Consider the following 24,305-nt stretch of genomic DNA (forward strand, 5'->3'; position numbering starts at 1 on the left):
TTCGCCTTTCGGCTGCTCCGACTTTATCAGATCCTTTCGGGCCTGATTCCCGGTCGAACTCGGGGTGTCTTCCCGGCTGTTGGGCCGTTCCGACGAGTGAGACTTTAGCGGAATCTTTCGCCCTGACGCCAATCGGGGCGGCGTCCCTTCGAACGCGATTCCTCATTTCGTAAAAGCGCACCGAAAGCAGGCGACGAGAGGTCGCTCGCTGTAGTGAGGTCTTACGGAATGGCTGCCCGGGGACCAACCGAGGTCGGCGCTCACGTCGGGCAACTCGGAGAACACTACGACTGCGGGTATCCACTGTCAACCTCGGGCTCCGGTCGCTACTCTCCCCCGTATGACCTCACGTACATGCTCTCTTCAGTGGTGGCCCGCCTGACGGCGGGCCGCCCCACGCATGTACTCAACGGCCGCCGGATCGGTGGCCGTTTTCGTTTGCTCCCTCCGGGAGCCGGGCCACCGCGATCGGTGGCTCCGGACCAGGAGACGGAGAGCGGGATGACGAGGATCTTCAGCGGGATCAAGCCCACGGGGCACCCGACGCTGGGCAACTATCTCGGGGCGATGCGCCAGTGGGTGGATGTCGACCAGCACCGGGCGGACGCGCTGTTCTGTGTGGTGGATCTGCACGCGCTCACCGTGGAGCACGACCCGGGGCGGGTCCGCCGGCTGAGCCGGCAGGCGGCGACGCTGCTGCTGGCGGCGGGGCTGGACCCGGCGCGGTGCACCGTGTTCGTGCAGAGCCATGTGGAGGAGCACACCCGGCTGTCGTATCTGCTGGAGTGCACGGCCACCGACGGCGAGCTGCGGCGGATGATCCAGTACAAGGAGAAGGGGGCACGGGCGCGGGCGGCCGGGGAAGGGGTGCGGCTGTCATTGCTGACGTATCCGGTGCTGATGGCGGCGGACATCCTGGCCTATGGGACGGATGAGGTGCCGGTGGGTGAGGACCAGACGCAGCATGTGGAGCTGACCCGGGACCTGGCGGTGCGGTTCAACCAGCGGTACGGGCACACCTTCACCGTGCCGAAGGCGACGCATCCGCAGGTCGCGGCGCGGGTGATGGATCTCCAGGACCCGCGCTCGAAGATGGGGAAGTCGCACGCGTCCGGGGCCGGGATCGTCTATCTGCTCGATGAGGCCGAGACGGTGCGCAAGAAGATCATGCGGGCGGTCACGGACAGCGGGCGCGAGGTGGAGTACGACCGGGAGGGCAGTCCCGGGATCGCCAATCTCCTGGAGATTCTCGCCGCGTGCACCGGCGGGAACCCGGCCGGGCTGGCAGCCGTTTACGAGTCGTACGGGGCCTTGAAGAGGGATACGGCCGAGGCGGTGGTGGAGCTGCTGAGGCCCTTGCGGGCGCGTCACGCGGAACTCGCGGCGGACCCGGGTCATGTCGACGAGGTGCTGCGCGCGGGAGCCGAGCGCGCCAGAGGGATGGCCCGGCCGATGGTGGACGCGGCCTGTGCGGCGATCGGACTGCTGCCCGGTCGTTGAGGAGCGCGGCCCGGGGAGGTCCGCTCGTGCCGGTTTGCCGCCGTGGCGCCACGGCGGCAAACCGGTACGGGGGTCAGCCGTTGCCGGAGGCGAGTTCGCGGCTGCGGTCGCGGGCCGCCTCCAGGGCCGCGATCAGGGCCGCGCGTACGCCATGGTTCTCCAGCTCACGGATGGCACTGATGGTGGTGCCCGCGGGGGAGGTGACGGCTTCACGGAGTTTGACGGGGTGCTCGCCGCTGTCGCGGAGCATCACGGCGGCGCCGATGGCGGCCTGGACGATGAGGTCATGGGCCTGGGCGCGGGGCAGCCCGAGGAGGATGCCCGCGTCGGTCATGGCCTCGACGAGGAAGTAGAAGTACGCCGGGCCCGAGCCGGACAGGGCGGTGGCCGCGTCCTGCTGGGACTCGGGGACCCGGAGGGTCTTGCCGACGCCGCCGAAGATCTCCTCGGTGTGGGCGAGGTGGTCGGAGGTGGCGTGGTTTCCGGCGGAGATCACGGACATGCCCTCGTCGACGAGTACGGGGGTGTTGGGCATGACACGGACGACAGGGGTGCCCGGGGTGAGGCGTTCCTCGATGAAGGAGGTGGGGATTCCGGCGGCGGCGCTGATGACCAGGCGGTCGGCGGCGACGTCGGGGGCGAGTTCGTCGAGGAGTTTGCCCATGTCCTGGGGCTTGACCGCGAGGATGAGGGTGTCGGCGCGCTTGGCGGCTTCGGCGTTGGTGACCGGTTCGACGCCGTAGCGGGTGCGCAGTTCCTCGGCGCGGTCGGGGCGGCGGGTGGTGACCAGCAGGTCGGCGGGGCGCCAGCCGGCCCGGATCATCCCGCTGAGCAGGGCTTCGCCGATCTTGCCGGTACCGAGAACTGCGACTGTCTTGGTCATGGCTCTGTTCACCTCGCCGGTGGGGATCTGTGCGCACATCCTCGCACCGGAGGCGGAGTGCCGCCGGGGTGTCCGATGGGCGGTACGGCGGGTGGGACGCCGAGGTGGGAGAGGGGTGGTCAGGGGGTGCGGCGGCGGAGGGTGGCCGCGCCGAGGGCGAGGACGAGGGCCGCGCAGGCGGCGACGGTGAGGGCGCTCCGGATGAAGTCGCCGGTGGGGTCCGGGTGGTGCAGGACCTCGGTCATGGCGTCGACGGCGTAGGACATCGGGAGCGCCTGGGAGATGGCCTCCATGACGGGGTGCATGGTGTCGCGCGGGGTGAAGAGGCCGCAGAGCAGCAGCTGCGGGAAGATCACGGCCGGCATGAACTGGACCGCCTGGAATTCGGAGGCGGCGAAGGCGGAGACGAAGAGGCCGAGGGCGGTGCCGAGCAGGGCGTCGAGGAGGGCGACGAGGAGCAGCAGCCAGGGGGAGCCGACGACATCCAGGCCGAGGGCCCAGAGGGCGAGTCCGGTGGCCAGGAGGGACTGGGCGACGGCGACGAGACCGAAGGCGAGGGCGTATCCGGCGATGAGGTCGCCTTTGCCGAGGGGCAGGGCGAGGAGGCGTTCCAGGGTGCCGGATGTGCGTTCGCGGAGGGTGGCGATGGAGGCGACCAGAAACATCGTGATCAGCGGGAAGATGCCGAGGAGGGAGGCGCCGATGGAGTCGAAGGTGCGCGGGCTGCCGTCGAAGACATAGCGCAGCAGGAAGAGCATGGCGCTGGGGACGAGGACCATCAGGGCGATGGATCTGCGGTCGTGGCGGAGCTGGCGCAGTACGCGGGCGGCGGTGGCGAGGGTGCGGGCCGTGCTCATCGGGTGCGCTCCTCGGTGGGGTCGGTCCGCCGGCCGGGGGACGGGACGCCGGTGGCGGTGGCGGTGGCGGCCCGGGTGCCGGCCGCGTCGACGAGGTGGAGGAATGCCTCCTCGACGGTCGCGGTGCCGGTGCGGTGGCGGAGGTTGTCGGGGGTGTCCTCGGCGAGGATCTCGCCGTCGCGCATGAGGAGGAGGCGGTGGCAGCGTTCGGCCTCGTCCATGACATGGGAGGAGATGAGGATCGTCGTGCCGCGTTCGGCGGCGAGGCGGTGGAAGAGGTCCCAGAGGTCGCGGCGGAGCACGGGGTCCAGTCCGACGGTGGGCTCGTCCAGGACGAGGAGTTCGGGGGTGCCGAGGAGGGCGACGGCGAGGGAGACCCGGCTGCGCTGGCCGCCGGAGAGGCGTCCGGCTAGGGCGTCGGCGTGGGCGGTGAGGTCGACGTCGGCGAGCGCGCGGGCGGTGTGGTGGCGGCGGGCCTCGCGGTGGGCGCGGCCGGGGTGGAGCACGGAGGCGAAGTACTCCAGGTTCTGGCGGACGGTGAGGTCGTCGTAGACGGAGGGGGCCTGGGTGACATAGCCGGTGCGGGAGCGGAGGGAGGGGTCGCCGGCGGGGCGGCCGAGGATGTCGAGGGTGCCGGTGGTGCGGGCCTGGGTGCCGACGAGCGCGCGCATGAGGGTGGTCTTGCCGCAGCCGGAGGGGCCGAGGAGGCCGGTGACGCGGCCGGGCGGGACGGTGAAGCCGATGCCGCGCAGGACGGTGCGGGCTCCTCGGACGACGGTCAGATCTCGGGCCAGTACGGCAACCCCAGATTTATTCATCATGTGATGAATAGTGTGCCCGGGGGTGCCGTCCGTCAAGCGGTGGCGCGCAGGACGGCGGGGCGGGTGGGCTGCCGGGAGAGCCGGAGAGCTAGGCGAGCGGCGGGAGGGCGGCGCGGAGGGCGACGGTCAGCTCGACCGCGTACTCCTCCAGGACGAACCCGTCGGGGAAGACCCTCAGCAGTTCGGCGCGCTCGCGGTCGAGGAACTCGGCCGCCGCCCGGGGGGAGCGGGTGAGGAAGAGGGAGTGGCTGCCGAGGTTGTCGAGGTGGGTGGAGAGGGGGACCCGGCGGGTCCAGTGGAGGGTGCGCTCCAGAGGACGGAGTTCGGCGGGGAGGCGGCGGGCGTGGCCGGGGGCGCCGTGGACGCTGTCGGCGAGGCCGGCGCTGAGTCGCCGCTCCTGGTCCGCGATCCAGGGGACGGAGCCGTCGGCGACATTCCACCAGAGGGCCAGCGCGCCGCCGGGGCGCAGTACCCGCAGGGCCTCGGGGACGGAGCGGAGGGGGTCGGTCCAGTGCCAGGACTGGGCATAGGTGAGGAGGTCGGCGCAGTGGTCGGTGAGCGGGAGGGCGTCGCCGGTGCCCCGGACGAGAGGGGTGCCGGGGAGTGCCCGGCGGAGCTGGGCCGCCATGCCGGGGCCCGGTTCGACGGCGGTGACCCTGGCCCCCCGGGCGAGCAGGGCGCGGGTGGCCTTGCCGGTGCCGGCGCCGATGTCGACGGCGTCCGCGCCGTGGAGCGGGCGGCCGGTGAGTTCCTCGATGGCGTCGAAGAGGGCGGGTGGATAGCCGGGGCGGGCCGCTTCGTACTGGGCGGCGGCGAGGTCGAAGGAGAGCGCGCGGGCGGGCGCGGGGGTGGAGCCGGTCTCTCGGGGCATGCGTGCGTGTCCTCCGGGGGTGTGGCGGCCGGGGCCTGTCCTTCGGATCAGGCTGGATCACTCGGGGCCGGTGCGCCAGGGGGCAGCGGTACGGAGAAGTCCGCGAGGTGGGCCGCAGGGCCAGGGGACGCGCGGGGCCAGGGGACGCGCGGGGCCAGGGGACGCGCGGGGCCAGGGGACGCGCGGGGCCAGGGGACGCGCGGGGATCAGCGCGGGGATCAGCGCGGGCCACGGGGAGCGTGCGGGGGCTCGAGGGGCGCGCCCTGGGAGATGCGGACCGGAGGGCTTGGGGAGTTTCGTGCGGATCGGGCCGGATCGGTGAGCGGGGTCCGGTGCCGTGGATCGCGAGGCGGAGGAGGGAGCCCACCCGGAGCGCCGGCGACCGGCGACAGCGCGGCGGGGCGCGGTGCCGGGGCTCGCGAGCCCTGGCACGATCCGAAAGAGACGACCTAGGCGCGTCTGGCCTTGCGGCGGGCGCGGGCCGCCGGGTTGCCCGTGCGGGTGGAGCGGCGCTTCTCCCACTGGGCGCGGGCCGTCTCGTACTCCGTGCGGTGCAGCTTCTCGCCCGGCGCCTCGGCGAGGGCGCGCAGGGAATGGGCCAGCAGGACGCCGATGAAGCCGACGGCCTTGATGCTGCGCAGTTGGTCCGGGCCCGTGGGTCCCGACGGGCGGCGGGTGAAGCCCTCCCAGGTTTTGATGAAGGCCATCGCGCCGCAGGCCGCGAAGACGACGATGACCAGCGCGTTGACGAAGCCGCTGACCTGGGCGATCACCAGGCCCTCGAAGCCGAGGCGCAGCACCAGGAAGCCGGCCGCCGCCGCGAGGAGCCCGCCGGCGGCGACGCCTGCCCGGCGCAGCCCGTACCCCCCGTCGTGGTCGACCCACGTCGTGCCGAAGAATCGGATGGGCTCGGGCCGCGGGCCCTCGCCGCCGCCGTCGCTGTTCTGGGTGGTGCTTCTCTGCTCGCTCACGGAGTCGATTATCCCCGGGAGCGGCGCGGGCGCTCAGGAGCAGCGGATGGTCACATAGCCGTCGCTGCCGGTGCGGACGTAGGCGTCGGAGACGAACTCGCCGTTGGCGATGCAGTCCCAGATGTTGGTGGTGCCGAGCGGGCCGTCGATCCGCTCCCCCGGCTTCTGGCAGTTGATCGGCACCCGCGCGCCGAGGGGCAGGACCCGGACGAGGCGGTAGTTGGTGCCCGGGCCGCTGCGGACGTTCACCCGGTAGCCCTCGGCGACCGGGTAGCGCTTGGCGACGGGCGGTGCGGACTGGGCCGACGCGGCCTCTTCGGTGGCGTTGTCGATCATTTCCGGACGTACTTCTTCAAGTGCCATCTAAATCTCCCCCGTTGCTGTATGTGCAGATACGCACGGTGTCACGGAGGAAGGCTAACAAGCCACCCTGGGAACGGACGAAGCATCGACTAAGCTCCGTGAGTCACGGGTGCGCACTGAAAAGACGGGGGTCGCGGATGCCGCCGCTGCGCAGCGCTGGACAGTCGCCGGAAGCGGAACATCCGGAATATGCCGGGCAGTACCACCTGGAGTCCTGTCTGGGAACAGGTGGCATGGGGGTGGTACATCTGGCCACCTCCGACTCGGGACTGCGGCTCGCGGTCAAGGTCATTCATGCCGAGCACGCCTCTGATCCCGAGTTCAGAGCGCGGTTCCGGCAGGAGGTCGCCGCCGCGCGGCGGGTCAGCGGGGCGTTCACCGCCTCGGTCGTCGACGCCGACCCGGAGGCCGGACGGCCCTGGATGGCGACCCTGTTCATCGACGGGCCGACGCTCTCCGAGCGGGTGAAGCGGAAGCCGCTGGAGGAGGCGGAGCTGCGGCGGCTGGGCGCCGGGCTCGCGGAGGCGCTGCGGGACATCCACCGGGCCGGGGTCGTCCACCGCGATCTCAAGCCGAGCAATGTGCTGCTCGCGTCCGACGGGCCGAAGGTCATCGACTTCGGGATCTCCCGCCCCACGGACAGCGATCTGCGCACCGAGACGGGGAAGCTGATCGGGACACCGCCGTTCATGGCGCCCGAGCAGTTCCAGCGGCCGCGGGAGGTCGGGCCCTCGGCGGATGTCTTCGCCCTGGGCTCGGTGCTGGTGCACGCGGCGACCGGGCGGGGGCCGTTCGACTCGGACAGCCCGTACATAGTGGCGTACCAGGTCGTGCACGACGAGCCCGATCTGACCGGGGTGCCGGCCGATCTCGTACCGCTGCTGCTCCGCTGTCTCGCGAAGGAGCCGCGGGAGCGGCCGACGCCGCACGAGGTGATGGTCGCGCTGCGGGGGGCGACACCGTCGGCGTCGTACGACACCGAGGCGTACATCCCCGTGCCGAGGACGCCCGACCCCCGTGAGTACGCTCCCGGCGCGGTGGAGGCGGGCGGGCCCCGGGCCGGCCGGGGGACGGGACGGCGTCTGCGGTGGGGGGCGCTGGCCGCAGCGGGGGGTCTGCTGGCGGTGGCCGGGGTGCTGGCCCTGCGGTCCGGCGGGGAGGAGTCGCGGTCCCCGTCGCCGAAGCCGACGGCGCCTTCGGCCGCACGGACCTTCACCGGGTGGAGCGTGACGCTCGACGCGGGCGACGGGGAGAACCGGACCCCGGTCTGCACGGCGGGCCCCGGGCTCACCGGTCTGTACTGCGCCGCCCCCGGGGTCAAGGCGGCCCGGCTCGACCCGATCACCGGGAAGACGCGCTGGTCGCTGAGGGCCGGGGGCGGCGGCGCCGCGCAGGCCGACGGTGGGATGGCGCCGCTGTTCGCCGGCGGGCTGCTGCATGTGGTCGCGCCGGGCGGGGATCTGCTGGAGGCGCTCGACCCCGGGACCGGGAAGGTGCGCTGGAGCGCGGGGATCGCCGCGTACTCGACCGTGCGGCACATCGGGGATGTGGTGCTGCTGGTGGGCGGCAAGGGGGCGGTGCGGGCGGTGGACGCGGCGACCGGGAAGCGGTTGTGGGAGCGGCGGCACGGCGGGGTCGGTACGCAGTGGGTGACCGCGCCGGGTGCCGGTGGGCCCGCACTGGGGGCGACACCGGCGGCGGACGGCCGGACCACGCTGTTCACCGCGGTCGATCCGGGGACCGGGGAGAGGCTGTGGGAGCGGCGGCTCGACGGGGATCTGCGGCCGGTGCAGCTGGCCGGGGGCTCGCTGTATCTGCTGTCCGTGAACCAGGACGGCCTCACGGACGCGGTGGTGCGGCTGGGGACGGGGTCCGGGGCGGGGAAGGTGCGGAAGGTGCTGGTGGATGTGCCGCTGGACCAGGCGCAGGCGTCCGTCACCGGGGAGGTCGTGCATCTGAGCGGGTCGGGGGGCTCGCTGCTGGCGATCGACTTCGCGGCGGGGGAGCAGAAGTGGCGGCGGGAGATGCTGGTGACGCATCTGTCGCGGCCGGCGGCGGACGGGCGCGCGGTGTATGTGACGGCGGGGGACGGGCGGGTGCTGGCGGTGGACGCGGGGAGCGGGAAGCAGGTGGGGCAGACGGAGCCGCGGATGGATGACGGGCGGTACACGTTCGCTTCGATGCTGGGGGCGCCGGTGGTGGGGGCGGGGAAGGTGTATGGGACGGCGCCGGATGGGGCGGTGTTCGGGGTGCGGGCGAGGGAGTTTGGGGGGGCTGGGGGGTGAGGGTGGGGGTGGGGGTGGGGGCTGCGGGGAGGTGCCGCCCGCAGGACCCGGGCCCGTCCGGCGCTTGAGGACGGGCCTCGCGGCACGGGCGCCCGAGCATTCCCAGCCCGTCTGGGGGACCTCCCAGAGGCAGCTCTGGGGGAGATTGAGGACGGACCCCGGTCCACAGGGCCCCGCATCCCGCGGGCCACGGTCGGGGGCCAGCCCCCGAACCCCCGCTCCTCAAACGCCGGAGGGGCTGAGATTGCCGCTCCTCGGAACACCGGCGGGGCCGAGGGTGGCAGCTCACACGCCGGAGGGGCTGAGTGGGCGCGGCGCAATTGCCCGGAGGGGCTGAGATTGCCGCTCCTCGGAACACCGGCGGGGCCGAGGGTGGCGGCTCACACGCCGGCGGGGCTGGGGGTGCCCAGGTCGCCGGTGGGGCTGGGGGTGCCCAGGTCGCCGGTGGGGCTGAAATGGCGCGCCTCGAACTCCTCCCAGAGCCGGCTCTGGGAAGTACCCCCAGCGAGGCCGGCTCTTGTGCCTCGGCTCGCTGGAGGGGCTGGAATGGGTGTTGCTCGTACGCGCCGGGGAGGGTGGGTGGCGTGCCTTGTTGGCCGGCGAGGGGGAGCGCAGGTCAGGGCTTGGGCTCCGGGCCGCTGCTGAGGGCGGTCTCAGCGGCGGGCCGGGGCTCGGGAGGGTGGGTCAGGCGAGTTTGGTGATGTCGCGGACGGCTCCGCGGTCCGCGCTCGTGGCCATCGCGGCGTACGCGCGGAGCGCCGCCGACACCTTGCGTTCGCGGTTCTTCGGGGCGTACACACCCCCGAGGGCCTCGCGGCGCGCGGTGAGTTCCTCGTCCGGGACCAGGAGGTCGATCGTGCGGTTGGGGATGTCGATGCGGATGCGGTCCCCGTCCTCGACCAGCGCGATCGTGCCGCCCGACGCCGCCTCCGGGGAGGCGTGGCCGATGGAGAGGCCGGAGGTGCCGCCGGAGAAGCGGCCGTCCGTGACCAGGGCGCAGGTCTTGCCCAGGCCCCGGCCCTTCAGGAAGGAGGTGGGGTAGAGCATCTCCTGCATACCGGGGCCGCCCCGCGGGCCCTCGTAGCGGATGACCACCACATCACCCTCCTTGATCTTCTTGCCGAGGATCTTGTCCACGGCCTCCTCCTGGGACTCGCAGACCACCGCGGGCCCCTCGAAGGTCCAGATCGACTCGTCGACGCCGGCCGTCTTCACCACACACCCGTCGACCGCGAGGTTCCCCTTGAGCACGGCGAGACCGCCGTCCTCGCTGTACGCGTGGGCCGCGTCCCGGATGCAGCCGCCGGCCGCGTCCGTGTCCAGCGATTCCCACCGCTCCGACTGGGAGAACGCCTCCGCCGAGCGCTTGCACCCGGGGGCCGCGTGCCACATTTCGACCGCCTCGGGGGACGGGGAGCCGCCCCGGACGTCCCACTCCTCCAGCCAGTCCTTGATCGACGGGGAGTGGACGGTGTGCACGTCCTCGTCGAGCAGCCCGGCGCGGTACAGCTCGCCCAGGATCGCCGGGATGCCGCCCGCGCGGTGGATGTCCTCCATGTAGTACGTCCCGCCGGGGGCGACGTTCGGCGCGACCTTCGCCAGACACGGCACCCGGCGCGACACCGCGTTGATGTCGTCCAGGCCGTACTCCAGCTCGGCCTCCTGCGCGGCGGCCAGCAGATGCAGGATCGTGTTGGTGGAGCCGCCCATCGCGATGTCCAGCGCCATGGCGTTCTCGAAGGCCGCGCGGGTGGCGATGTTGCGGGGCAGGACCCGGTCGTCGTCCTGCTCGTAGTACCGCTTGGTGATCTCCACGACGGTGCGCCCCGCGTTCTCGTACAGCGCGCGGCGGGCGGTGTGGGTGGCGAGGATCGAGCCGTTGCCGGGGAGGGAGAGGCCCATGGCCTCGGTGAGGCAGTTCATCGAGTTGGCGGTGAACATGCCGGAGCAGGAGCCGCAGGTCGGGCAGGCGTTCTCCTCGATGCGCAGCACATCGGCGTCCGAGACGCTGTCATCGGCGGCGTCGACGATCGCGTTGATCAGGTCGAGCTTGCGGACGGTGCCGTCGACCAGCGTCGCCTGGCCGGCCTCCATCGGGCCGCCGGAGACGAAGACCGTGGGGATGTTGAGGCGCAGGGCCGCGTTGAGCATCCCGGGGGTGATCTTGTCGCAGTTGGAGATGCAGATCAGGGCGTCGGCGCAGTGCGCCTCGACCATGTACTCCACGCTGTCAGCGATCAGGTCGCGGGAGGGGAGGGAGTAGAGCATTCCGCCGTGGCCCATGGCGATGCCGTCGTCCACCGCGATGGTGTTGAACTCGCGGGGGATCGCCCCGGCCGCCTTGATGGCCTCGCTCACGATCCGGCCGACGGGCTGGAGGTGGGTGTGGCCGGGCACGAACTCGGTGAAGGAGTTGGCGACGGCGATGATCGGCTTCCCGATGTCCGCGCTCGCTACGCCCGACGCGCGCATAAGGGCACGGGCGCCCGCCATGTTGCGTCCGTGGGTGACTGTGCGGGACCGCAGCTCGGGCATCGTCGCTCGCTCCTCGGTGGTAAGTGAGTTTTCGCCGGTTACGAGCGTACGCCGATGGACCAAGATCCGGACAGAGTGTCCGGCATGCGGGACGGTCGGCTCACTCCTCGGTCAGATAGCGCTGGAGCGTCGGGGCCACCATGGCCACGATGGCCTCGGGGTCGGCCGAGGCCAGCGGCTCCACCCGGATCACATAGCGCAGCACCACGATCCCGATCATGTGCGAGGCGCCCAGTTCGGCGCGGAACTTCGGATCGGGCACATCCAGCTCCTCCGCGATCCGCTCCAGCAGCCGCCGCAGCACGAACTCCCGCAGCACCCCGGCCGCCGCGTCGTGGGTGAGCGCCGAGCGGACGATCGCGAGCAGCGGCGCGCGGGTGGCGGGGTTCTCCCAGACGCCGATGAAGAAGCGGGCGAGCCGTTCGCCGATGCCGTCCGTGCCCCGGCCGAGGATCGCGGGGAGGACCACCGCCGGTTCGAAGGTGACCTCGATCGCGGCGGCGAAGACCTCGTCCTTGGTGCCGAAGTAGTGGTGGACGAGGGCGGCGTCCACCCCGGCGGCCCGTGCGACACCGCGCATGGTGGTCTTGTCGTAACCGCGCTCGGCGAACTCCGTGCGGGCCGCCTCCAGGATGCGCTGCCGGGCGCCGGGGCCCGGGGGCTCCGCGCCGCGGGCGGGCCGGCCTCGGCGGCGGGGGGTGGTCGCGCCGCCGCCCGTCATGAACGGCGCGCTCCGTCCCGTACCCCCCGGGGGTCGCCGGGGTGCCGGGGATGCCGGGGGTCGCGCGCTTCCGCCGGGGAGGAGTGGGAGGGCTGGGAGGGCTGGGAGGGCTGGGAGTGCTGGGAGGGCTGGGAGTGCTGGGAGGAGAGGTGCAGCCGGGCGAAGGCGAGGGCCTCGGCGAGGTCGGCCTCGCGCTCGGCCGCGGACATGGCCCGCCGGGTGTTCACCTCGATCACCACATGGCCGTCGAAGCCGGTACGGGTCAGCCGCTCCAGCAGCTCGGCGCAGGGCTGGTCGCCCCGGCCGGGCACCAGGTGCTCGTCCTTCGCCGAGCCCTTGCCGTCGGCGAGGTGGACATGGCCGAGGCGGTCGCCCATCCGGTCGACCATCGCCATGGTGTCCGAGCGGGAGGTCGCGGTGTGCGAGAGATCGATGGTGAAGTGGCGGTAGTCGTCCTTGGTGACATCCCACTCCGGGGCGTACGCGAGCATCTCGCGGTCCCGGTACCGCCACGGGTACATGTTCTCGACCGCGAACCGGACATCCGTCTCGTCCGCCATCCGCCAGATCCCGGTGACGAAGTCACGGGCGTACTGCCGCTGCCAGCGGAAGGGCGGATGGACGACGACGGTCGACGCGCCCAGCTTCTCGGCGGCGGCCCGCGCCCGCTGGAGCTTCACCCAGGGGTCGGTGGACCAGACCCGCTGGGTGATCAGCAGACAGGGCGCGTGGACCGCGAGCACCGGGACCCCGTGGTAGTCGGAGAGCCGGCGCAGGGCCTCGATGTCCTGGCTGACCGGGTCCGTCCAGACCATGACCTCCACACCGTCGTACCCCAGGCGCGCGGCGGTCTCGAAGGCGGTCGCCGTCGACTCCGGGTAGACCGAGGCCGTCGACAGGACAACCTTCACGTCGGGGGTGCGCGCTGCTGGATCTGCCACGGGAAACAGGGTACGGGGCCCGGGGCCTAGGCAGCGGGGAGGTGGTCCAGGCGGCGGAGGATCACGCCCTCGCGCAGGGCCCAGGGGCAGATCTCCAGTTCCTGGGCGCCGAAGAGGTCCATGGCGCCCTCCGCGACCAGGGCGCCGGCCAGCAGCTGGCGGGCGCGGCCGAGGGAGACGCCGGGGAGGGCGGCGCGCTCCTCGACGGTCATGGCGGCGAGTTTGGGGACCCAGTCCTGGAGTGATTTACGGCTCAGTTCGCGCTGGACGTACAGACCGTCCGCGTCACGGGCGGCGCCGGCGATACGGGCCAGCTGCTTGAAGGTCTTGGAGGTGGCGACGATGTGGTCCGGGCGTCCGAAGCGGCTGAACTCGCCGACCGTGCGGGCGATCTCGGTACGGATGTGACGGCGCAGGGCCCGCACGTCCTCGGCGGTGGGCGGGTCGCCCGGAAGGGAGGCGGCGGTGAGGCGGCCGGCGCCCAGGGGGAGGGAGACGGCGGCGTCGGGCTCCTCGTCTATCCCGTAGGCGATCTCCAGGGAGCCGCCGCCGATATCGATGACCAGGAGCTTCCCGGCGGACCAGCCGAACCAGCGGCGGGCGGCGAGGAAGGTGAGGCGGGCCTCGTCCGCGCCGGTGAGGACCTGGAGGTCGACCTCGGTCTCGGCGCGGACGCGGGCGAGGACGAGATCGGCGTTGGTGGCCTCCCGGACGGCGGAGGTGGCGAAGCTGAGGACCTGCTCACAGCCCTGGTCCTCGGCGGCCCGCACCGCCCGGTGGATGGTTTCGACGAGCCGGTCGACTCCCGCCGGGCCGATGGCGCCGTCGGGGGCGAGCAATTCGGCCAGGCGCAGCTCCGCCTTGTGCGAGTGGGCGGGGAGGGGGCGTGCGCCGGGGTGCGCGTCCACCACCAGCAGGTGCACCGTGTTCGAACCGACGTCGAGGACTCCGAGTCTCATGCACCGAACGCTACTGCGAGAGCGGACATACCCTTGCCCTGTGCCAAAGACGAAAAAGGCGAAGCAGGGCAAAGCCGGGCCCCCGAAGACGATCCAGGGCGACGAGAAGGGGCTGGACTTCCCCCGGGCGTGGGTGGAGTTCCCCGACCCGGCCGACGACGAACAGGTATTCCGCTGCGATCTGACCTGGCTGACCTCCCGGTGGAGCTGCATCTTCGGCAGCGGCTGCCAGGGGATCGCGGCGGGGCGCGCGGACGACGGGTGCTGCACGCTGGGCGCCCACTTCTCCGACGAGGAGGACGAGGAGCGGGTCGCGGAGCATGTGGAACGGCTCACTCCGGACCTCTGGGAGTTCCACGGGGTGGGGACGGACTCGGGATGGGTGGAGGAGGACGAGGACGGTGAGCGCCAGACGCGCCGCTGGAAGGGGTCGTGCATCTTCCAGAACCGGCCCGGGTTCGCCGGGGGCGCGGGGTGCTCGCTGCACATCCTCGCGCTGCGGGAGGGGCGGGAGCCGCTGGAGACCAAGCCGGATGTGTGCTGGCAGCTGCCGGTGCGGCGGACGTACGACTGGGTGGAGCGGCCGGACGACACGAAGGTGCTGAAGGTGTCGATCGGGGAGTACGACAGGAGGGGGTGGGGGCCCGGGGGGCATGATCTGCACTGGTGGTGCACTTCGGCGACGTCGGCGCATGGGGCGGGGGACGCGGTGTATGTGACGTATCGGCCGGAGCTGATCGAGATGATGGGCAAGGAGGCGTACGAGGTGCTGGCCTCTCTGTGCGAGGCGCGCCTCGCGACGCAGCTTCCGCTGGTGGCTCCGCATCCGGCGGACGGTTAGTTCTTGGCGGCGGGCTGGGGGGGCTCGCGGACCGGGGGCCGCAGGGTGCGGGGTCCTGTGGTGCGGGGTCCGTCCTCAAACGCCGGACGGGCTGAGATTGCTCGGGTTGCCCGTCACCCGGGGTCCGTCCTCAAACGCCGGACGGGCTGGATTTGCCTGACCGGCTGGGGATGCTCGGGGTGGGCTGAGGTTGGTCGGGGTGGGGTCAGGGGGTGGGGGAAGGTGGGGGTGGGGAAGTGGGTGGGGGTGGTGAGGAAGGAGACACGGACGGGGAGGGCGAGGGAGGCAGCGGCGAGGACGGGGCCGGGGAGAGCGACGTGGCGGGTGCGGAAGGGGGCGGGGCGCCCTCGCCCCGCAGGGGGATCACCTCGCCCGCCGGATTCACCCCCACACGCGCCCTCCACTCCCCCACCGGCTCCCCCTCCCCGACCCCCACCCGCACCGTCACCTCCTCCCCCGGCCGCAGCACCCCCGAGGTCCTGCTCAGCCGCACCCACGAGGCGTCCGTCCACACCGTCCACCGCACCGGCGCGCCGCCCGAGGCCCTGAGGGTGATCCGGGCCGTCTCGCCGGTGGTCTCCGACGCGACCGTGAGCCTGCCCGGGCGGACCGGCGGCGCGGACGGGGCCGTACCGGCGACTCTCCCCGGGCCGGACGGGGAGCGGGGGTCCGCCGTGAAACGGGGGCCCGGTTCTCCGTCCGGGCTGCCCGCGTTCTGGTAGCGGTCGTACTCCTCCCCCGGCACCCGGTCGCTCTCCGTGGCGCTCACCGGGGTCCCGTCGTGCTGCCCCTCCCCCGCCGGCGGGGCGCCCCGGTAGGCCGCCCACAGCGCCAGGACCGGCGCGGCCACCACCGTGGCGACGACGGTGGTGGTCACCGCGCGGGCCCGCAGCCGGTCGCGCCGGGCGGCGTGGTCCTTGGGGTCGAGCGGGAAGCCGGTCGGGCCGAAGCGGGGGGAGCCGGCCCGCCCCCGGGGGCCGTGGCGCGGCGAGAGACAGCCCGCGCTCCGGGGCGCGGGGACCAGCGGCAGGGTGTCGGGGGTGACCTGGGACCCCGGCCAGGGCCCGTCCGCCCCGGCCCGCTCGGCCGCGCGGCGGCAGCGGGGACAGTCGTCGACATGCCGGACCAGCTCGGTGCGCAGGGCCGTGGAGAGCAGGACCCGGTGGTCCCCGGCGAGCCGGGCGACGGTGGGACAGCCCCCGGTCTCCACCACCGCGAGCGCCGCCCGGGTGCGCTCCACCTCGCAGGCCGCGGCGGCGAGCAGCTCCCGGGCGGAGAGCGGGTCGAGGCCGAGCACGGCGGCGACCTCCCGGGGTGCCAGGCCGTGGCGCACCGCGAGTTCGAGGGCGTCGCGCTGTTCGGGGGAGGTGCCGGCCGCCTCGGGCCAGGCGAGGAGCGCCAGCTCGGCGCGGCGGAGCTCGGCGGTCGCCTCGGGGACGCGCGGCCGTTCCTCGGAGACCGCGGGCCGGCCGGTGTGCGCGCCCCGGCGGGCCCGGCGCTGTTCGGCCAGCCGCCGCAGACAGGCCCAGCGGGCCAGCGCGTACAGCCATGCCTTGCGCTCGGCCTCGGGTGCGGGGCCGCGCCCGTGGTGGCGGTCCGCGACGGCGAGCACCTCGCCGAGGAGGGCGGTCGCGGCGTCGTGGTCGCAGAGCACGGAGAGGCAGTAGGTGAACAGCCCGTTGAGATACGGCTCGTAGCGGGCCGGCGACCGCTGCGGCGCGGGTCGTGGAGCACGCCGGCCCGAGCGGGGTGCGCCGTCGGTCTGTGTGGGTGGTTCCAGCCTGCTGCTCATCACGCCGAGACCGTAGGCGCAGGGCGGCACCCGGTTCGCACCTCTTGAGCGGTTTTACTTCTTACGGGTGAACAGTTCGCTCGATGGGGTACAGGTGGCGGCGTTTCCTTCCCGGATGACGCGTGTCACCTCTCCTCGCCGTGCGGGTGCACGGGGGTGCGGGGCGGGCGGGGGCCGCGCTGTCAGTGGGCACCGCTACGGTTTCCGCATGGCTGCCCGTACGAAGACCGCAAAGGACCGTCCGTCCTACCGCTGCACCGAGTGCGGATGGACCACGGCCAAGTGGCTCGGCCGCTGCCCCGAGTGCCAGGCCTGGGGGACGGTCGAGGAGTACGGCGCGCCCGCCGTGCGGACCACCGCGGCCGGCCGGGTCTCCACCGCAGCCCTCCCCATCGGCCAGGTCGACGGCCGGCAGGCGACCGCCCGCTCCACGGGCGTCGCGGAGCTGGACCGGGTGCTGGGCGGCGGTCTGGTGCCCGGCGCGGTGGTGCTGCTGGCGGGCGAGCCCGGCGTGGGCAAGTCCACCCTGCTGCTCGATGTCGCCGCGAAGGCCGCGAGCGATGTCCACCGCACCCTCTATGTCACCGGCGAGGAGTCGGCGAGTCAGGTCCGGCTGCGCGCCGACCGGATCGGCGCCCTGCACGACCACCTCTATCTCGCCGCCGAGACCGATCTCTCCGCCGTGCTGGGCCATCTGGACGCGGTCAAGCCCTCCCTGCTCATCATGGACTCGGTGCAGACCGTGGCCTCCCCGGAGATCGACGGGGCGCCCGGCGGCATGGCGCAGGTCCGGGAGGTCGCGGGCGCGCTGATCCGCGCCTCCAAGGAGCGCGGTATGTCCACGCTGCTGGTGGGCCATGTCACCAAGGACGGCGCGATCGCCGGGCCGCGGCTGCTGGAGCACCTCGTCGATGTGGTGCTGCACTTCGAGGGGGACCGCCATGCCCGGCTGCGGCTGGTCCGGGGCATCAAGAACCGTTACGGGGCGACCGACGAGGTCGGCTGTTTCGAGCTGACCGACGAGGGGATCAACGGGCTCACCGACCCCTCGGGCCTCTTCCTCACCCGCAGGGACGCGCCGGTGCCCGGCACCTGTCTGACGGTGACACTGGAGGGCAAGCGCCCTCTGGTGGCCGAGGTGCAGGCGCTCACCGTCGATTCGCAGATCCCCTCCCCCCGGCGCACCACCTCGGGTCTGGAGACCTCCCGGGTCTCGATGATGCTCGCCGTGCTGGAGCAGCGCGGCCGGATCACCGCCCTCGGCAAGCGCGACATCTACAGTGCGACGGTCGGCGGGGTGAAGCTCTCCGAGCCGGCGGCGGATCTCGCCATCGCGCTGGCGCTGGCGTCGGCCGCCACCGATTCCCCGCTGCCGAAGAACCTGGTGGCCATCGGCGAGGTCGGCCTCGCGGGCGAGGTCCGGCGGGTCACCGGCGTACAGCGCCGGCTGGCCGAGGCCCACCGGCTCGGCTTCACCCACGCCCTGGTCCCGGCCGACCCCGGCAGGGTCCCGGCGGGGATGACGGTGACGGAAGTGGCCGATGTGGGTGAGGCTCTCGGAGTGCTTCCGCGCGGCCGGAAGCGGGGGCAGGATGAGGGCTCCGGGGGTGCCTCCGGCGGGGCTCCGCGCAGAGAGCGGGCGGAGGCCCCACGGGGCGGCGACACTCGCCGGTAGACTTTGCCCTGGTCTCGCCCATCCGTACGAGCCGGAGGAGTGCAGTGGCAGCCAACGACCGGGCATCAGCACCCGGAAAGTCCGGCGCGGGCTCCGGCAACGAAGCACTGATCCGCGCCGCCCTGAGCGCGGTCGCTCCCGGCACCGCGCTCCGCGACGGCCTGGAGCGCATCCTGCGGGGCAACACCGGAGGGTTGATCGTCCTGGGCATGGACAAGACCGTCGAGTCGATGTGTACGGGGGGCTTCGTCCTGGACGTGGAGTTCGCCGCCACCCGGCTGCGCGAGCTGTGCAAGCTGGACGGCGCCCTGATCCTCGACAAGGACGCCACCAGAATCCACCGGGCGGGGGTGCAGCTGGTGCCGGACGCCTCGATCCCCACGGACGAGACCGGCACCCGGCACCGCACGGCCGACCGGGTCTCCCGCCAGTGCGGCTTCCCGGTGATCTCCGTCTCCCAGTCGATGCGTCTGATCGCGCTGTACGTGGACGGGGAGCGCCGGGTCCTGGAGGAGTCGGCCGCGATCCTCTCCCGGGCCAATCAGGCGCTGGCGACCCTGGAGCGGTACAAGCTCCGCCTCGACGAGGTGGCGGGGACGCTCTCCGCGCTGGAGATCGAGGACCTGGTCACGGTCCGGGATGTCACCGCCGTCGCCCAGCGGCTGGAGATGGTCCGCCGGATCGCCACCGAGATCGCCGAGTACGTCGTCGAGTTGGGCACGGACGGCCGGCTGCTCTCGCTCCAGCTCGACGAGCTGATCGCGGGGGTGGAGCCCGAGCGGGAGCTGGTGGTGCGCGACTATGTGCCCGAGCCGACCGCCAAGCGCTCCCGCACGGTCGGTGAGGCGCTCTCCGAACTGGACGCCCTCACCCACACCGAGCTGCTGGAACTGCCCATAGTGGCGCGGGCGCTGGGGTACAGCGGCTCTCCCGAGACCCTGGATTCGGCTGTCTCGCCCCGCGGTTACCGGCTGCTGGCGAAGGTGCCGAGGCTCCCCGGAGCCATCATCGAGCGGCTGGTGGAGCACTTCGGGGGGTTGCAGAAGCTGCTCGCGGCGAGCGTGGACGACCTCCAGACCGTGGACGGCGTCGGCGAGGCCCGAGCGAGGAGTGTCCGGGAGGGGCTGTCCCGTCTCGCCGAGTCCTCCATTCTCGAACGGTACGTGTAGCGGGCCCGGGCCCTTTCCGTTCCCCGCGACAGCGCGCACGACGGGCACGACGGGCACGACGCGCGGAGGCCGCCACGGATCTTCCGTGGCGGCCTCCGCGCTGTGCCGGGGCGGGGGTGGCTCGTCAGTCCTTCGCTCGTCAGTCCTTCTTGAGGACGAAGGAGCGCTGGCTCATCGGCTCGCCCGGGAAGCGCAGCTCGACCAGATAGGTGCCGGCGGGGACCGCGCCGGCCGGCGGGGTCGCGCACCGGGGCTCGCTCATCCGGCGGTCCCACTCCACGGTGTGGGTGATCGTGGCCTGGGCGGGGACCCGGAGCAGCAGGCTGCCCCCGGGGCGCGGGCAGTCCTTCGACGACCACACCTCCTCGGCGGCGTTGTCCCGGATGGTGAGGACCGCGCCGGCGGGTCCGAGGTCCGCCTTGCAGTCGGTGGCCGAGGTGTTGCGGGCGTTGAGCCGGAAGGACGGCTTCTGGTCCGGCGCGTAGTCGTTGCGGGTGGTGAGGGTCAACTCCAGTGCGCCGGAGGGGCAGTCGGGCAGGGGGGAGCCGGCCCGGACCCGCTGGCCGGCCGGGCCTCCGGAGCCCGCGCCGCCGCCGGAGCCGCCGGAACCCTCCGTACCGCTGTCGCCGGAGCCGCCGGGACCACCGGAGCCGCCATCCGAATCGCCGCCCGGGCCACCGCCCGAACCGCCGTTTGCGCCGCCGCCGGGGCCGGTGGAACCACTGCCCGGGCCGCCGGGGCCGGTGCCGTCACCGGCGCCGGGCGACGTACCGGAGTCCGGGCCACCGGAGTCCTCGCGCCCGCCCGGCTGTTCGCTGATCGCGGGGCCGGAGCGGGAGGGGCCCGGCTCGATCGTCGAAGGGGCCCTGCTGGAGGCGCCGTTGGCGTTGTCGTCGTCGCCCCCGCCCCCGCCTCGGGTGCTGAGCGCCCAGATGCCCAGCAGCAGGAGCAGCGCGGCCAGGGCCAGCGCGATGGCCCTCCGGCGCCAGTAGATGGAGGAGGGGAGCGGCCCGATCGGATTGCGCAGAGATCCCACGTACCAAACTCTACGAGAGAACCCGGCCAACTCCGGTCCCACCCGCCGCCTACGCGCCAAGTTCTGCTGATCATCATCCCGGATGGGCCCCGGTCACCCCCTCCTTTCGTCGGGGGCGGCGGTGGACGATCGCTGCGGGTGACGGTTCGGGTCCGCCGGGTACGGTCAGTGATCATGGACAGCAGCATCACTCGCGGCCTGTACCGCGACATCACCGAACTGGCCGAGTCGTCCCCTTCCTGGGTCCAGCACCTCGCCGAGGTGTGGACCGAGGCCGGGCTTCTGGTCTTCGGCGCGCTCTTCCTCACCGTCTGGTGGCGGGCGCGCGCGCAGAGCGCGTCCGCGATAGCCGTGGCCGTGCTCGCCCCCCTGGCGACCGCGGCCGGATATGTGATCAGCGAATCGCTCAAGACGGTGTTCGACGAGGAGCGCCCGTGCCGGACGGTGACGGACGCGGCGGCGTCCCTGGTGGCCTGCCCGCCCACCGGGGACTGGTCCTTCCCCAGCAATCACGCCTCGATCGCGGGGGCGGCGGCGGTCGCGCTCGCCCTCGCCCGGCCGGTGCTGGTGTGGGCGGCCGCGCCGATGGCGCTGCTGATGGCGTTCTCCCGGGTCTTCGTGGGGGTGCACTATCCGCACGATGTGATCGTCGGCGTGGTGCTCGGCGCGGTGGTGGCGGCGGTCCTCATGGTCCTGCTCGCCCGCCCGGCGTCGTCGCTCCTGGCCGCGGTGCGCACGAGCCGGTACGCCCCGGTGGTCTGGTTCGCGGGTCCGGGTCCGGGTCCGGGTGCGTCGGGGCGCGGCTGACCCTCCGGCCGGGCCACCCGAACGGCCCCGGGCGCCCGGGAGCCGGCGCGTACATCCCTCCGCCGCTTAGCCCACCCGTCCGGAGCGTATGCACCACCGGCTCCCCCGGTCGTGCCAGGATCGTCAGTGCCATGACTGACACCACCACAGACCTCGCCCCCGCCGACGCCGCCGCCCTGCACACTCCCGTCATCGCCTGGTTCGACCAGCACGCCCGCGATCTGCCCTGGCGCCGCCCCGAGGCGGGCGCGTGGGGGGTGATGGTCAGCGAGTTCATGCTGCAGCAGACTCCGGTCAGCCGGGTGCTCCCGGTGTACGAGCAGTGGCTGGCCCGCTGGCCCCGGCCCGCCGATCTGGCGGCCGAGGCCAGCGGGGAGGCCGTGCGCGCCTGGGGCCGGCTCGGCTATCCGCGCCGCGCGCTCCGGCTGCACGGGGCCGCGCAGGCGATAACGGAGCGGCACGGCGGCGATGTGCCCAGCGACCACGCCCAGCTCCTCGCGCTGCCCGGGATCGGCGAGTACACCGCGGCGGCCGTCGCCTCCTTCGCGTACGGGCAGCGGCACGCCGTCCTGGACACCAATGTGCGGCGCGTGCTGGCCCGCGCGGCGACCGGTATCCAGTACCCGCCGACGGCGACGACCGCGGCGGAGCGCAAGCTCGCCCGTGCGCTGCTGCCCGAGGACGAGGGGACGGCGTCGCGCTGGGCGGCGGCCTCGATGGAGCTGGGCGCGCTGGTGTGCACGGCCCGGAACGAGGACTGCGCGCGCTGTCCCATCGCGGCGCGGTGCGCCTGGCGGCTGGCCGGGAAGCCCGCCCACGAGGGCCCCGCCCGGCGCGGCCAGACCTACGCGGGCACCGACCGCCAGGTGCGCGGCAAGCTGCTGGCGGTGCTGCGGGAGGCGCACGGCGAGGTGCCGCAGTCGGCGCTCGACGCGGTCTGGCACGAGCCGGTGCAGCGGGCGCGGGCGCTGGACGGGCTGGTGGCGGACGGGCTGGTGGAGCCGCTCGCGGAGGGGATGTACCGGCTGCCGGGGTGAACCGCCCCGGCAGGGCGCCCCCGAACCCCGCCCCGGCGCACCGGCCTGGACGGCCAACCGGGACCACCAGCCCGGTGCCGTCGGCCCGCCCGGGCCGGGCCCCCAACCTGTGAGCCCCCGTCCGTACGGCCAAGCCACGCGCCCAGCCGGAGGCACCCGACCCGGGCCACCGGCCCGTACGGCCGGCCCGGGCACCACCGGACCGTACGATCCGCCCGTACCACCGACCCTCACGAACCGGCCCGGGGCCGCCGACCGGTGAGCCCCCGCCCGTACCACGGGCCCACGCACCACCGGCCCGTGCGACCCGCCCGGGCCACCAACCCCGCACCACCCGGCCCGGGCCATCGGGCCGTACGATCGGCCCACGCACCGCCGGGCGGTACAGCCCACCCGGCCACCGGCCCGGGGCTGCCGGCCCGCGAGCGCCCCCGTCCGTACGGCCAAGCCACGCGCCCAGCCGGAGGCACCCGGCCCGGGCACCACCGGACCGTACAGCCCACCCGGCCACCGGCCCGTACACCCGGCCCCGGGCCACCGGCCCCGGGCCGCCGGGACGCACGGCCGGGTCCGTGACCGCCCCGGGCGTACGGCCAACCGTGCCCCAGCCGGAGGCACGGGCACACCCGGCCCCTCGGGGCGAAGCCCCGTATTCCCCACCGAACCGGCCGTGAAACATTCGCTGTTACACAACCGATGGATGGCCGTGCGCCCGCCGACGGCTTCCCCGCACAGCGCCGTGACAACTGCTCCGTAACTTCTGACGTAACGGAACGCGGTGCTTGTCACGGGGACGGAGGCGGTTGGAATGGCGCACGGCGAGGTGCTCGGCTTCGAGGAGTACGTACGCACCCGGCAGGAGGCGCTGCTGCGCAGCGCCCGGCGGCTGGTCCCCGACCCCATCGACGCCCAGGATCTGCTGCAGACCGCGCTGGCCCGCACCTACGGCCGCTGGGACGGCATCGCGGACAAGTCCCTCGCCGATGCCTACCTCCGCCGGGTGATGATCAATACGCGGACGGAGTGGTGGCGGGCGCGCAAGCTCGAAGAGGTGCCCACCGAGCAGTTGCCCGACGCCTGCGTCGAGGACGGCAGTGACCAGCGCGCGGACCGTGCCCTGCTGATGGACGTGCTGAAGGTGCTCGCCCCCAAGCAGCGCAGTGTGGTGGTGCTGCGTCACTGGGAGCAGATGAGCACCGAGGAGACCGCTGCCGCTCTGGGCATGTCGGCGGGTACCGTGAAGAGCACACTGCACCGGGCGCTGGCGCGGCTCCGTCAGGAGCTGGAGAGCCGGAACCTGCAGAGCGGTGAGCCGGCGGGCCGAGGGTTCGGCGGCCGGGTTCCGGAGGGCAGGGTTCCGGAAAGCCGGGTTCCGCAGGACGGGACGCTGGGTCTGGGGGATCTGGACCGGGGTCTCGACACCCGTGCGCGGGAGCGCGGCACGGCCTGCGGGGTGCGGCGGCGGAGTGACGACGAGTGGGGGCAGGAGCGGTGCGCGGCCTGACAGGCCAGGGGGGCAGTCCGCGGGGCGGCCCAGGGAACGTCCCGGACGCCGGACCGGGGGGCGCGAGCCCTCCGGGCCGGCGTGTTCGCGGGTCCCGGGCGGCGGGCGCGGCGGCCATCGCCGTGTTCGCCGCCCTCGGGCTGCTCACGGGCTGCACCACGGGCGGCGGCGGGGTCAAGGACGAGGGCTCGGCCCAGGCCGAGGCGGTGGCCAACCCGAACGCGACGGGTCCCGACGCGGACGGGGCGCCGAAGGACACCTCCGATGTCGACCCGGTGAAGCTGATCAAGAACGATCCGGAGGTCGACGCGCGGGTCAAGGCCGGTCTCAAGCCCTGCACCCGCGGCGACTACCCGATCGACACCACCCACGGGAACATGACCGGCGGCGCGGTGCCGGACGTGGTGGTCAACGTGATGACCTGCGCCGACGGGGTCGGTCTCGGCACCTATGTGTACCGGGCGAGCGGCACGACGTACGAGAATGTCTTCACCTCCGAGGAACCCGCGGTCTACGCGAACATCGACCGGGGCGATCTGGTGGTGACCCGGCCCGTCTACACGGAGCGCGACCCGGTGGCCTCGCCGTCCGTCGAGGAGATCACCACCTACCACTGGTCGGACGGCCGGTTCACCAAGCTGCACTGGGTGCGCAATGAACTCGGCCGGACCGCCGACGAGGACGAGTTCACCGACCCCGAGCCGACCGATCCACCCCCGAGCGAGAACTGAGAGCAC

The 24,305-nt window shown here is 73.3% G+C and carries 21 protein-coding genes; 9 read left to right on the forward strand and 12 right to left on the reverse strand.

Annotation, left to right across the window (positions count from 1 at the left end; genetic code table 11):
• Window positions 1–501 precede the first annotated feature (501 nt).
• A complete protein-coding gene (trpS, locus tag ACWCRA_RS16310; protein ID WP_351559788.1) occupies window positions 502–1,500 on the forward strand; it encodes a tryptophan--tRNA ligase in 999 nt (332 codons plus the stop codon).
• A gap of 73 nt (window positions 1,501–1,573) precedes the next feature.
• On the opposite strand, the gene proC is transcribed toward trpS, so the two are convergent.
• From proC to ACWCRA_RS16340, 6 genes are all read right to left on the reverse strand, one after another.
• Window positions 1,574–2,383 (reverse strand): pyrroline-5-carboxylate reductase, encoded by an 810-nt coding sequence (gene proC / locus ACWCRA_RS16315; protein ID WP_351559790.1) that lies wholly within the window; start codon window positions 2,381–2,383, stop codon window positions 1,574–1,576.
• Between the two features lie 119 nt (window positions 2,384–2,502).
• Window positions 2,503–3,240 carry an ABC transporter permease gene (locus tag ACWCRA_RS16320; RefSeq protein WP_451067889.1) on the reverse strand — a complete coding sequence of 246 codons (738 nt, stop codon included), beginning with the start codon at window positions 3,238–3,240 and terminating at the stop codon, window positions 2,503–2,505.
• Window positions 3,237–4,061 carry an ABC transporter ATP-binding protein gene (locus ACWCRA_RS16325; protein ID WP_451067890.1) on the reverse strand — a complete coding sequence of 275 codons (825 nt, stop codon included), beginning with the start codon at window positions 4,059–4,061 and terminating at the stop codon, window positions 3,237–3,239. Before ACWCRA_RS16325 ends, ACWCRA_RS16320 begins: the two co-directional genes overlap by 4 nt.
• 88 nt (window positions 4,062–4,149) lie before the next feature.
• Entirely contained in the window at window positions 4,150–4,932 is a 783-nt protein-coding gene (locus ACWCRA_RS16330; protein WP_351559796.1) for a class I SAM-dependent methyltransferase, read from the reverse strand.
• 449 nt (window positions 4,933–5,381) lie between these two features.
• Window positions 5,382–5,903, reverse strand: a complete 522-nt coding sequence (locus tag ACWCRA_RS16335; RefSeq protein WP_351554064.1) for a hypothetical protein — start codon at window positions 5,901–5,903, stop codon at window positions 5,382–5,384.
• Window positions 5,904–5,936: 33 nt separating this feature from the next.
• Window positions 5,937–6,266 carry a peptidase gene (locus tag ACWCRA_RS16340; protein ID WP_451067891.1) on the reverse strand — a complete coding sequence of 110 codons (330 nt, stop codon included), beginning with the start codon at window positions 6,264–6,266 and terminating at the stop codon, window positions 5,937–5,939.
• 137 nt (window positions 6,267–6,403) lie between these two features.
• Here ACWCRA_RS16340 and ACWCRA_RS16345 point away from each other — a divergent pair, with 137 nt between their 5' ends.
• Window positions 6,404–8,551: a serine/threonine-protein kinase gene (locus tag ACWCRA_RS16345; RefSeq protein ID WP_451067892.1), complete on the forward strand. Its 2,148-nt coding sequence runs from the start codon at window positions 6,404–6,406 to the stop codon at window positions 8,549–8,551.
• 684 nt (window positions 8,552–9,235) lie between these two features.
• Here ACWCRA_RS16345 and ilvD read toward each other — a convergent pair.
• The 4 genes from ilvD to ACWCRA_RS16365 form a co-directional block, all read right to left on the reverse strand.
• Complete coding sequence (gene ilvD, locus ACWCRA_RS16350; RefSeq protein ID WP_451067893.1) at window positions 9,236–11,086, reverse strand: dihydroxy-acid dehydratase; 1,851 nt, start codon at window positions 11,084–11,086, stop codon at window positions 9,236–9,238.
• A 100-nt stretch (window positions 11,087–11,186) separates the two neighbouring features.
• Window positions 11,187–11,807, reverse strand: a complete 621-nt coding sequence (locus tag ACWCRA_RS16355) for a TetR/AcrR family transcriptional regulator (RefSeq protein ID WP_351554057.1) — start codon at window positions 11,805–11,807, stop codon at window positions 11,187–11,189.
• Complete coding sequence (locus tag ACWCRA_RS16360; protein ID WP_451067894.1) at window positions 11,804–12,748, reverse strand: sugar phosphate isomerase/epimerase family protein; 945 nt, start codon at window positions 12,746–12,748, stop codon at window positions 11,804–11,806. Before ACWCRA_RS16360 ends, ACWCRA_RS16355 begins: the two co-directional genes overlap by 4 nt.
• Window positions 12,749–12,774: 26 nt before the next feature.
• On the reverse strand, window positions 12,775–13,707 hold the full coding sequence (locus tag ACWCRA_RS16365) for a Ppx/GppA phosphatase family protein (RefSeq protein ID WP_451067895.1): 933 nt from the start codon (window positions 13,705–13,707) through the stop codon (window positions 12,775–12,777).
• A 40-nt stretch (window positions 13,708–13,747) separates the two neighbouring features.
• Between ACWCRA_RS16365 and ACWCRA_RS16370 the strand changes: the two genes are divergently transcribed.
• Complete coding sequence (locus tag ACWCRA_RS16370; RefSeq protein ID WP_351554048.1) at window positions 13,748–14,548, forward strand: hypothetical protein; 801 nt, start codon at window positions 13,748–13,750, stop codon at window positions 14,546–14,548.
• Between the two features lie 205 nt (window positions 14,549–14,753).
• Here the strand turns inward: ACWCRA_RS16370 and ACWCRA_RS16375 are convergent, their stop codons facing one another.
• Window positions 14,754–16,340: a BACON domain-containing protein gene (locus ACWCRA_RS16375; protein WP_451067896.1), complete on the reverse strand. Its 1,587-nt coding sequence runs from the start codon at window positions 16,338–16,340 to the stop codon at window positions 14,754–14,756.
• A gap of 208 nt (window positions 16,341–16,548) precedes the next feature.
• Between ACWCRA_RS16375 and radA the strand changes: the two genes are divergently transcribed.
• Window positions 16,549–18,015, forward strand: a complete 1,467-nt coding sequence (gene radA, locus ACWCRA_RS16380; RefSeq protein WP_351554043.1) for a DNA repair protein RadA — start codon at window positions 16,549–16,551, stop codon at window positions 18,013–18,015.
• Between the two features lie 44 nt (window positions 18,016–18,059).
• Complete coding sequence (gene disA / locus ACWCRA_RS16385; RefSeq protein ID WP_351554040.1) at window positions 18,060–19,184, forward strand: DNA integrity scanning diadenylate cyclase DisA; 1,125 nt, start codon at window positions 18,060–18,062, stop codon at window positions 19,182–19,184.
• A gap of 139 nt (window positions 19,185–19,323) precedes the next feature.
• On the opposite strand, the gene ACWCRA_RS16390 is transcribed toward disA, so the two are convergent.
• Entirely contained in the window at window positions 19,324–20,220 is an 897-nt protein-coding gene (locus ACWCRA_RS16390; protein WP_451067897.1) for a hypothetical protein, read from the reverse strand.
• Between the two features lie 174 nt (window positions 20,221–20,394).
• Between ACWCRA_RS16390 and ACWCRA_RS16395 the strand changes: the two genes are divergently transcribed.
• From ACWCRA_RS16395 to ACWCRA_RS16410, 4 genes are all read left to right on the forward strand, one after another.
• The gene (locus ACWCRA_RS16395; protein WP_451067898.1) at window positions 20,395–21,027 is read left to right on the forward strand and encodes a phosphatase PAP2 family protein; all 633 of its coding nucleotides are present in this window, start codon (window positions 20,395–20,397) and stop codon (window positions 21,025–21,027) included.
• 131 nt (window positions 21,028–21,158) lie between these two features.
• Window positions 21,159–22,064: an HhH-GPD family protein gene (locus tag ACWCRA_RS16400; protein ID WP_351554031.1), complete on the forward strand. Its 906-nt coding sequence runs from the start codon at window positions 21,159–21,161 to the stop codon at window positions 22,062–22,064.
• A gap of 808 nt (window positions 22,065–22,872) precedes the next feature.
• Entirely contained in the window at window positions 22,873–23,568 is a 696-nt protein-coding gene (locus tag ACWCRA_RS16405) for a SigE family RNA polymerase sigma factor (protein ID WP_451067899.1), read from the forward strand.
• 122 nt (window positions 23,569–23,690) lie between these two features.
• Complete coding sequence (locus ACWCRA_RS16410; RefSeq protein ID WP_451067900.1) at window positions 23,691–24,299, forward strand: hypothetical protein; 609 nt, start codon at window positions 23,691–23,693, stop codon at window positions 24,297–24,299.
• Window positions 24,300–24,305: the final 6 nt, after the last annotated feature.

The organism is Streptomyces sp. NPDC001889, from assembly GCF_053594535.1.

Excerpts from the sequence above, each read along its gene's own strand:
- trpS (WP_351559788.1), top strand. The coding sequence starts at position 502 with ATGACGAGGATCTTCAGCGGGATCAAGCCCACGGGGCACCCGACGCTG.
- proC (WP_351559790.1), bottom strand. The coding sequence starts at position 2,383 with ATGACCAAGACAGTCGCAGTTCTCGGTACCGGCAAGATCGGCGAAGCC.
- ACWCRA_RS16320 (WP_451067889.1), bottom strand. The coding sequence starts at position 3,240 with ATGAGCACGGCCCGCACCCTCGCCACCGCCGCCCGCGTACTGCGCCAG.
- ACWCRA_RS16325 (WP_451067890.1), bottom strand. The coding sequence starts at position 4,061 with ATGATGAATAAATCTGGGGTTGCCGTACTGGCCCGAGATCTGACCGTC.
- ACWCRA_RS16330 (WP_351559796.1), bottom strand. The coding sequence starts at position 4,932 with ATGCCCCGAGAGACCGGCTCCACCCCCGCGCCCGCCCGCGCGCTCTCC.
- ACWCRA_RS16340 (WP_451067891.1), bottom strand. The coding sequence starts at position 6,266 with ATGGCACTTGAAGAAGTACGTCCGGAAATGATCGACAACGCCACCGAA.
- ACWCRA_RS16345 (WP_451067892.1), top strand. The coding sequence starts at position 6,404 with ATGCCGCCGCTGCGCAGCGCTGGACAGTCGCCGGAAGCGGAACATCCG.
- ilvD (WP_451067893.1), bottom strand. The coding sequence starts at position 11,086 with ATGCCCGAGCTGCGGTCCCGCACAGTCACCCACGGACGCAACATGGCG.
- ACWCRA_RS16355 (WP_351554057.1), bottom strand. The coding sequence starts at position 11,807 with ATGACGGGCGGCGGCGCGACCACCCCCCGCCGCCGAGGCCGGCCCGCC.
- ACWCRA_RS16365 (WP_451067895.1), bottom strand. The coding sequence starts at position 13,707 with ATGAGACTCGGAGTCCTCGACGTCGGTTCGAACACGGTGCACCTGCTG.
- ACWCRA_RS16375 (WP_451067896.1), bottom strand. The coding sequence starts at position 16,340 with ATGAGCAGCAGGCTGGAACCACCCACACAGACCGACGGCGCACCCCGC.
- radA (WP_351554043.1), top strand. The coding sequence starts at position 16,549 with ATGGCTGCCCGTACGAAGACCGCAAAGGACCGTCCGTCCTACCGCTGC.
- ACWCRA_RS16395 (WP_451067898.1), top strand. The coding sequence starts at position 20,395 with ATGGACAGCAGCATCACTCGCGGCCTGTACCGCGACATCACCGAACTG.
- ACWCRA_RS16400 (WP_351554031.1), top strand. The coding sequence starts at position 21,159 with ATGACTGACACCACCACAGACCTCGCCCCCGCCGACGCCGCCGCCCTG.
- ACWCRA_RS16405 (WP_451067899.1), top strand. The coding sequence starts at position 22,873 with ATGGCGCACGGCGAGGTGCTCGGCTTCGAGGAGTACGTACGCACCCGG.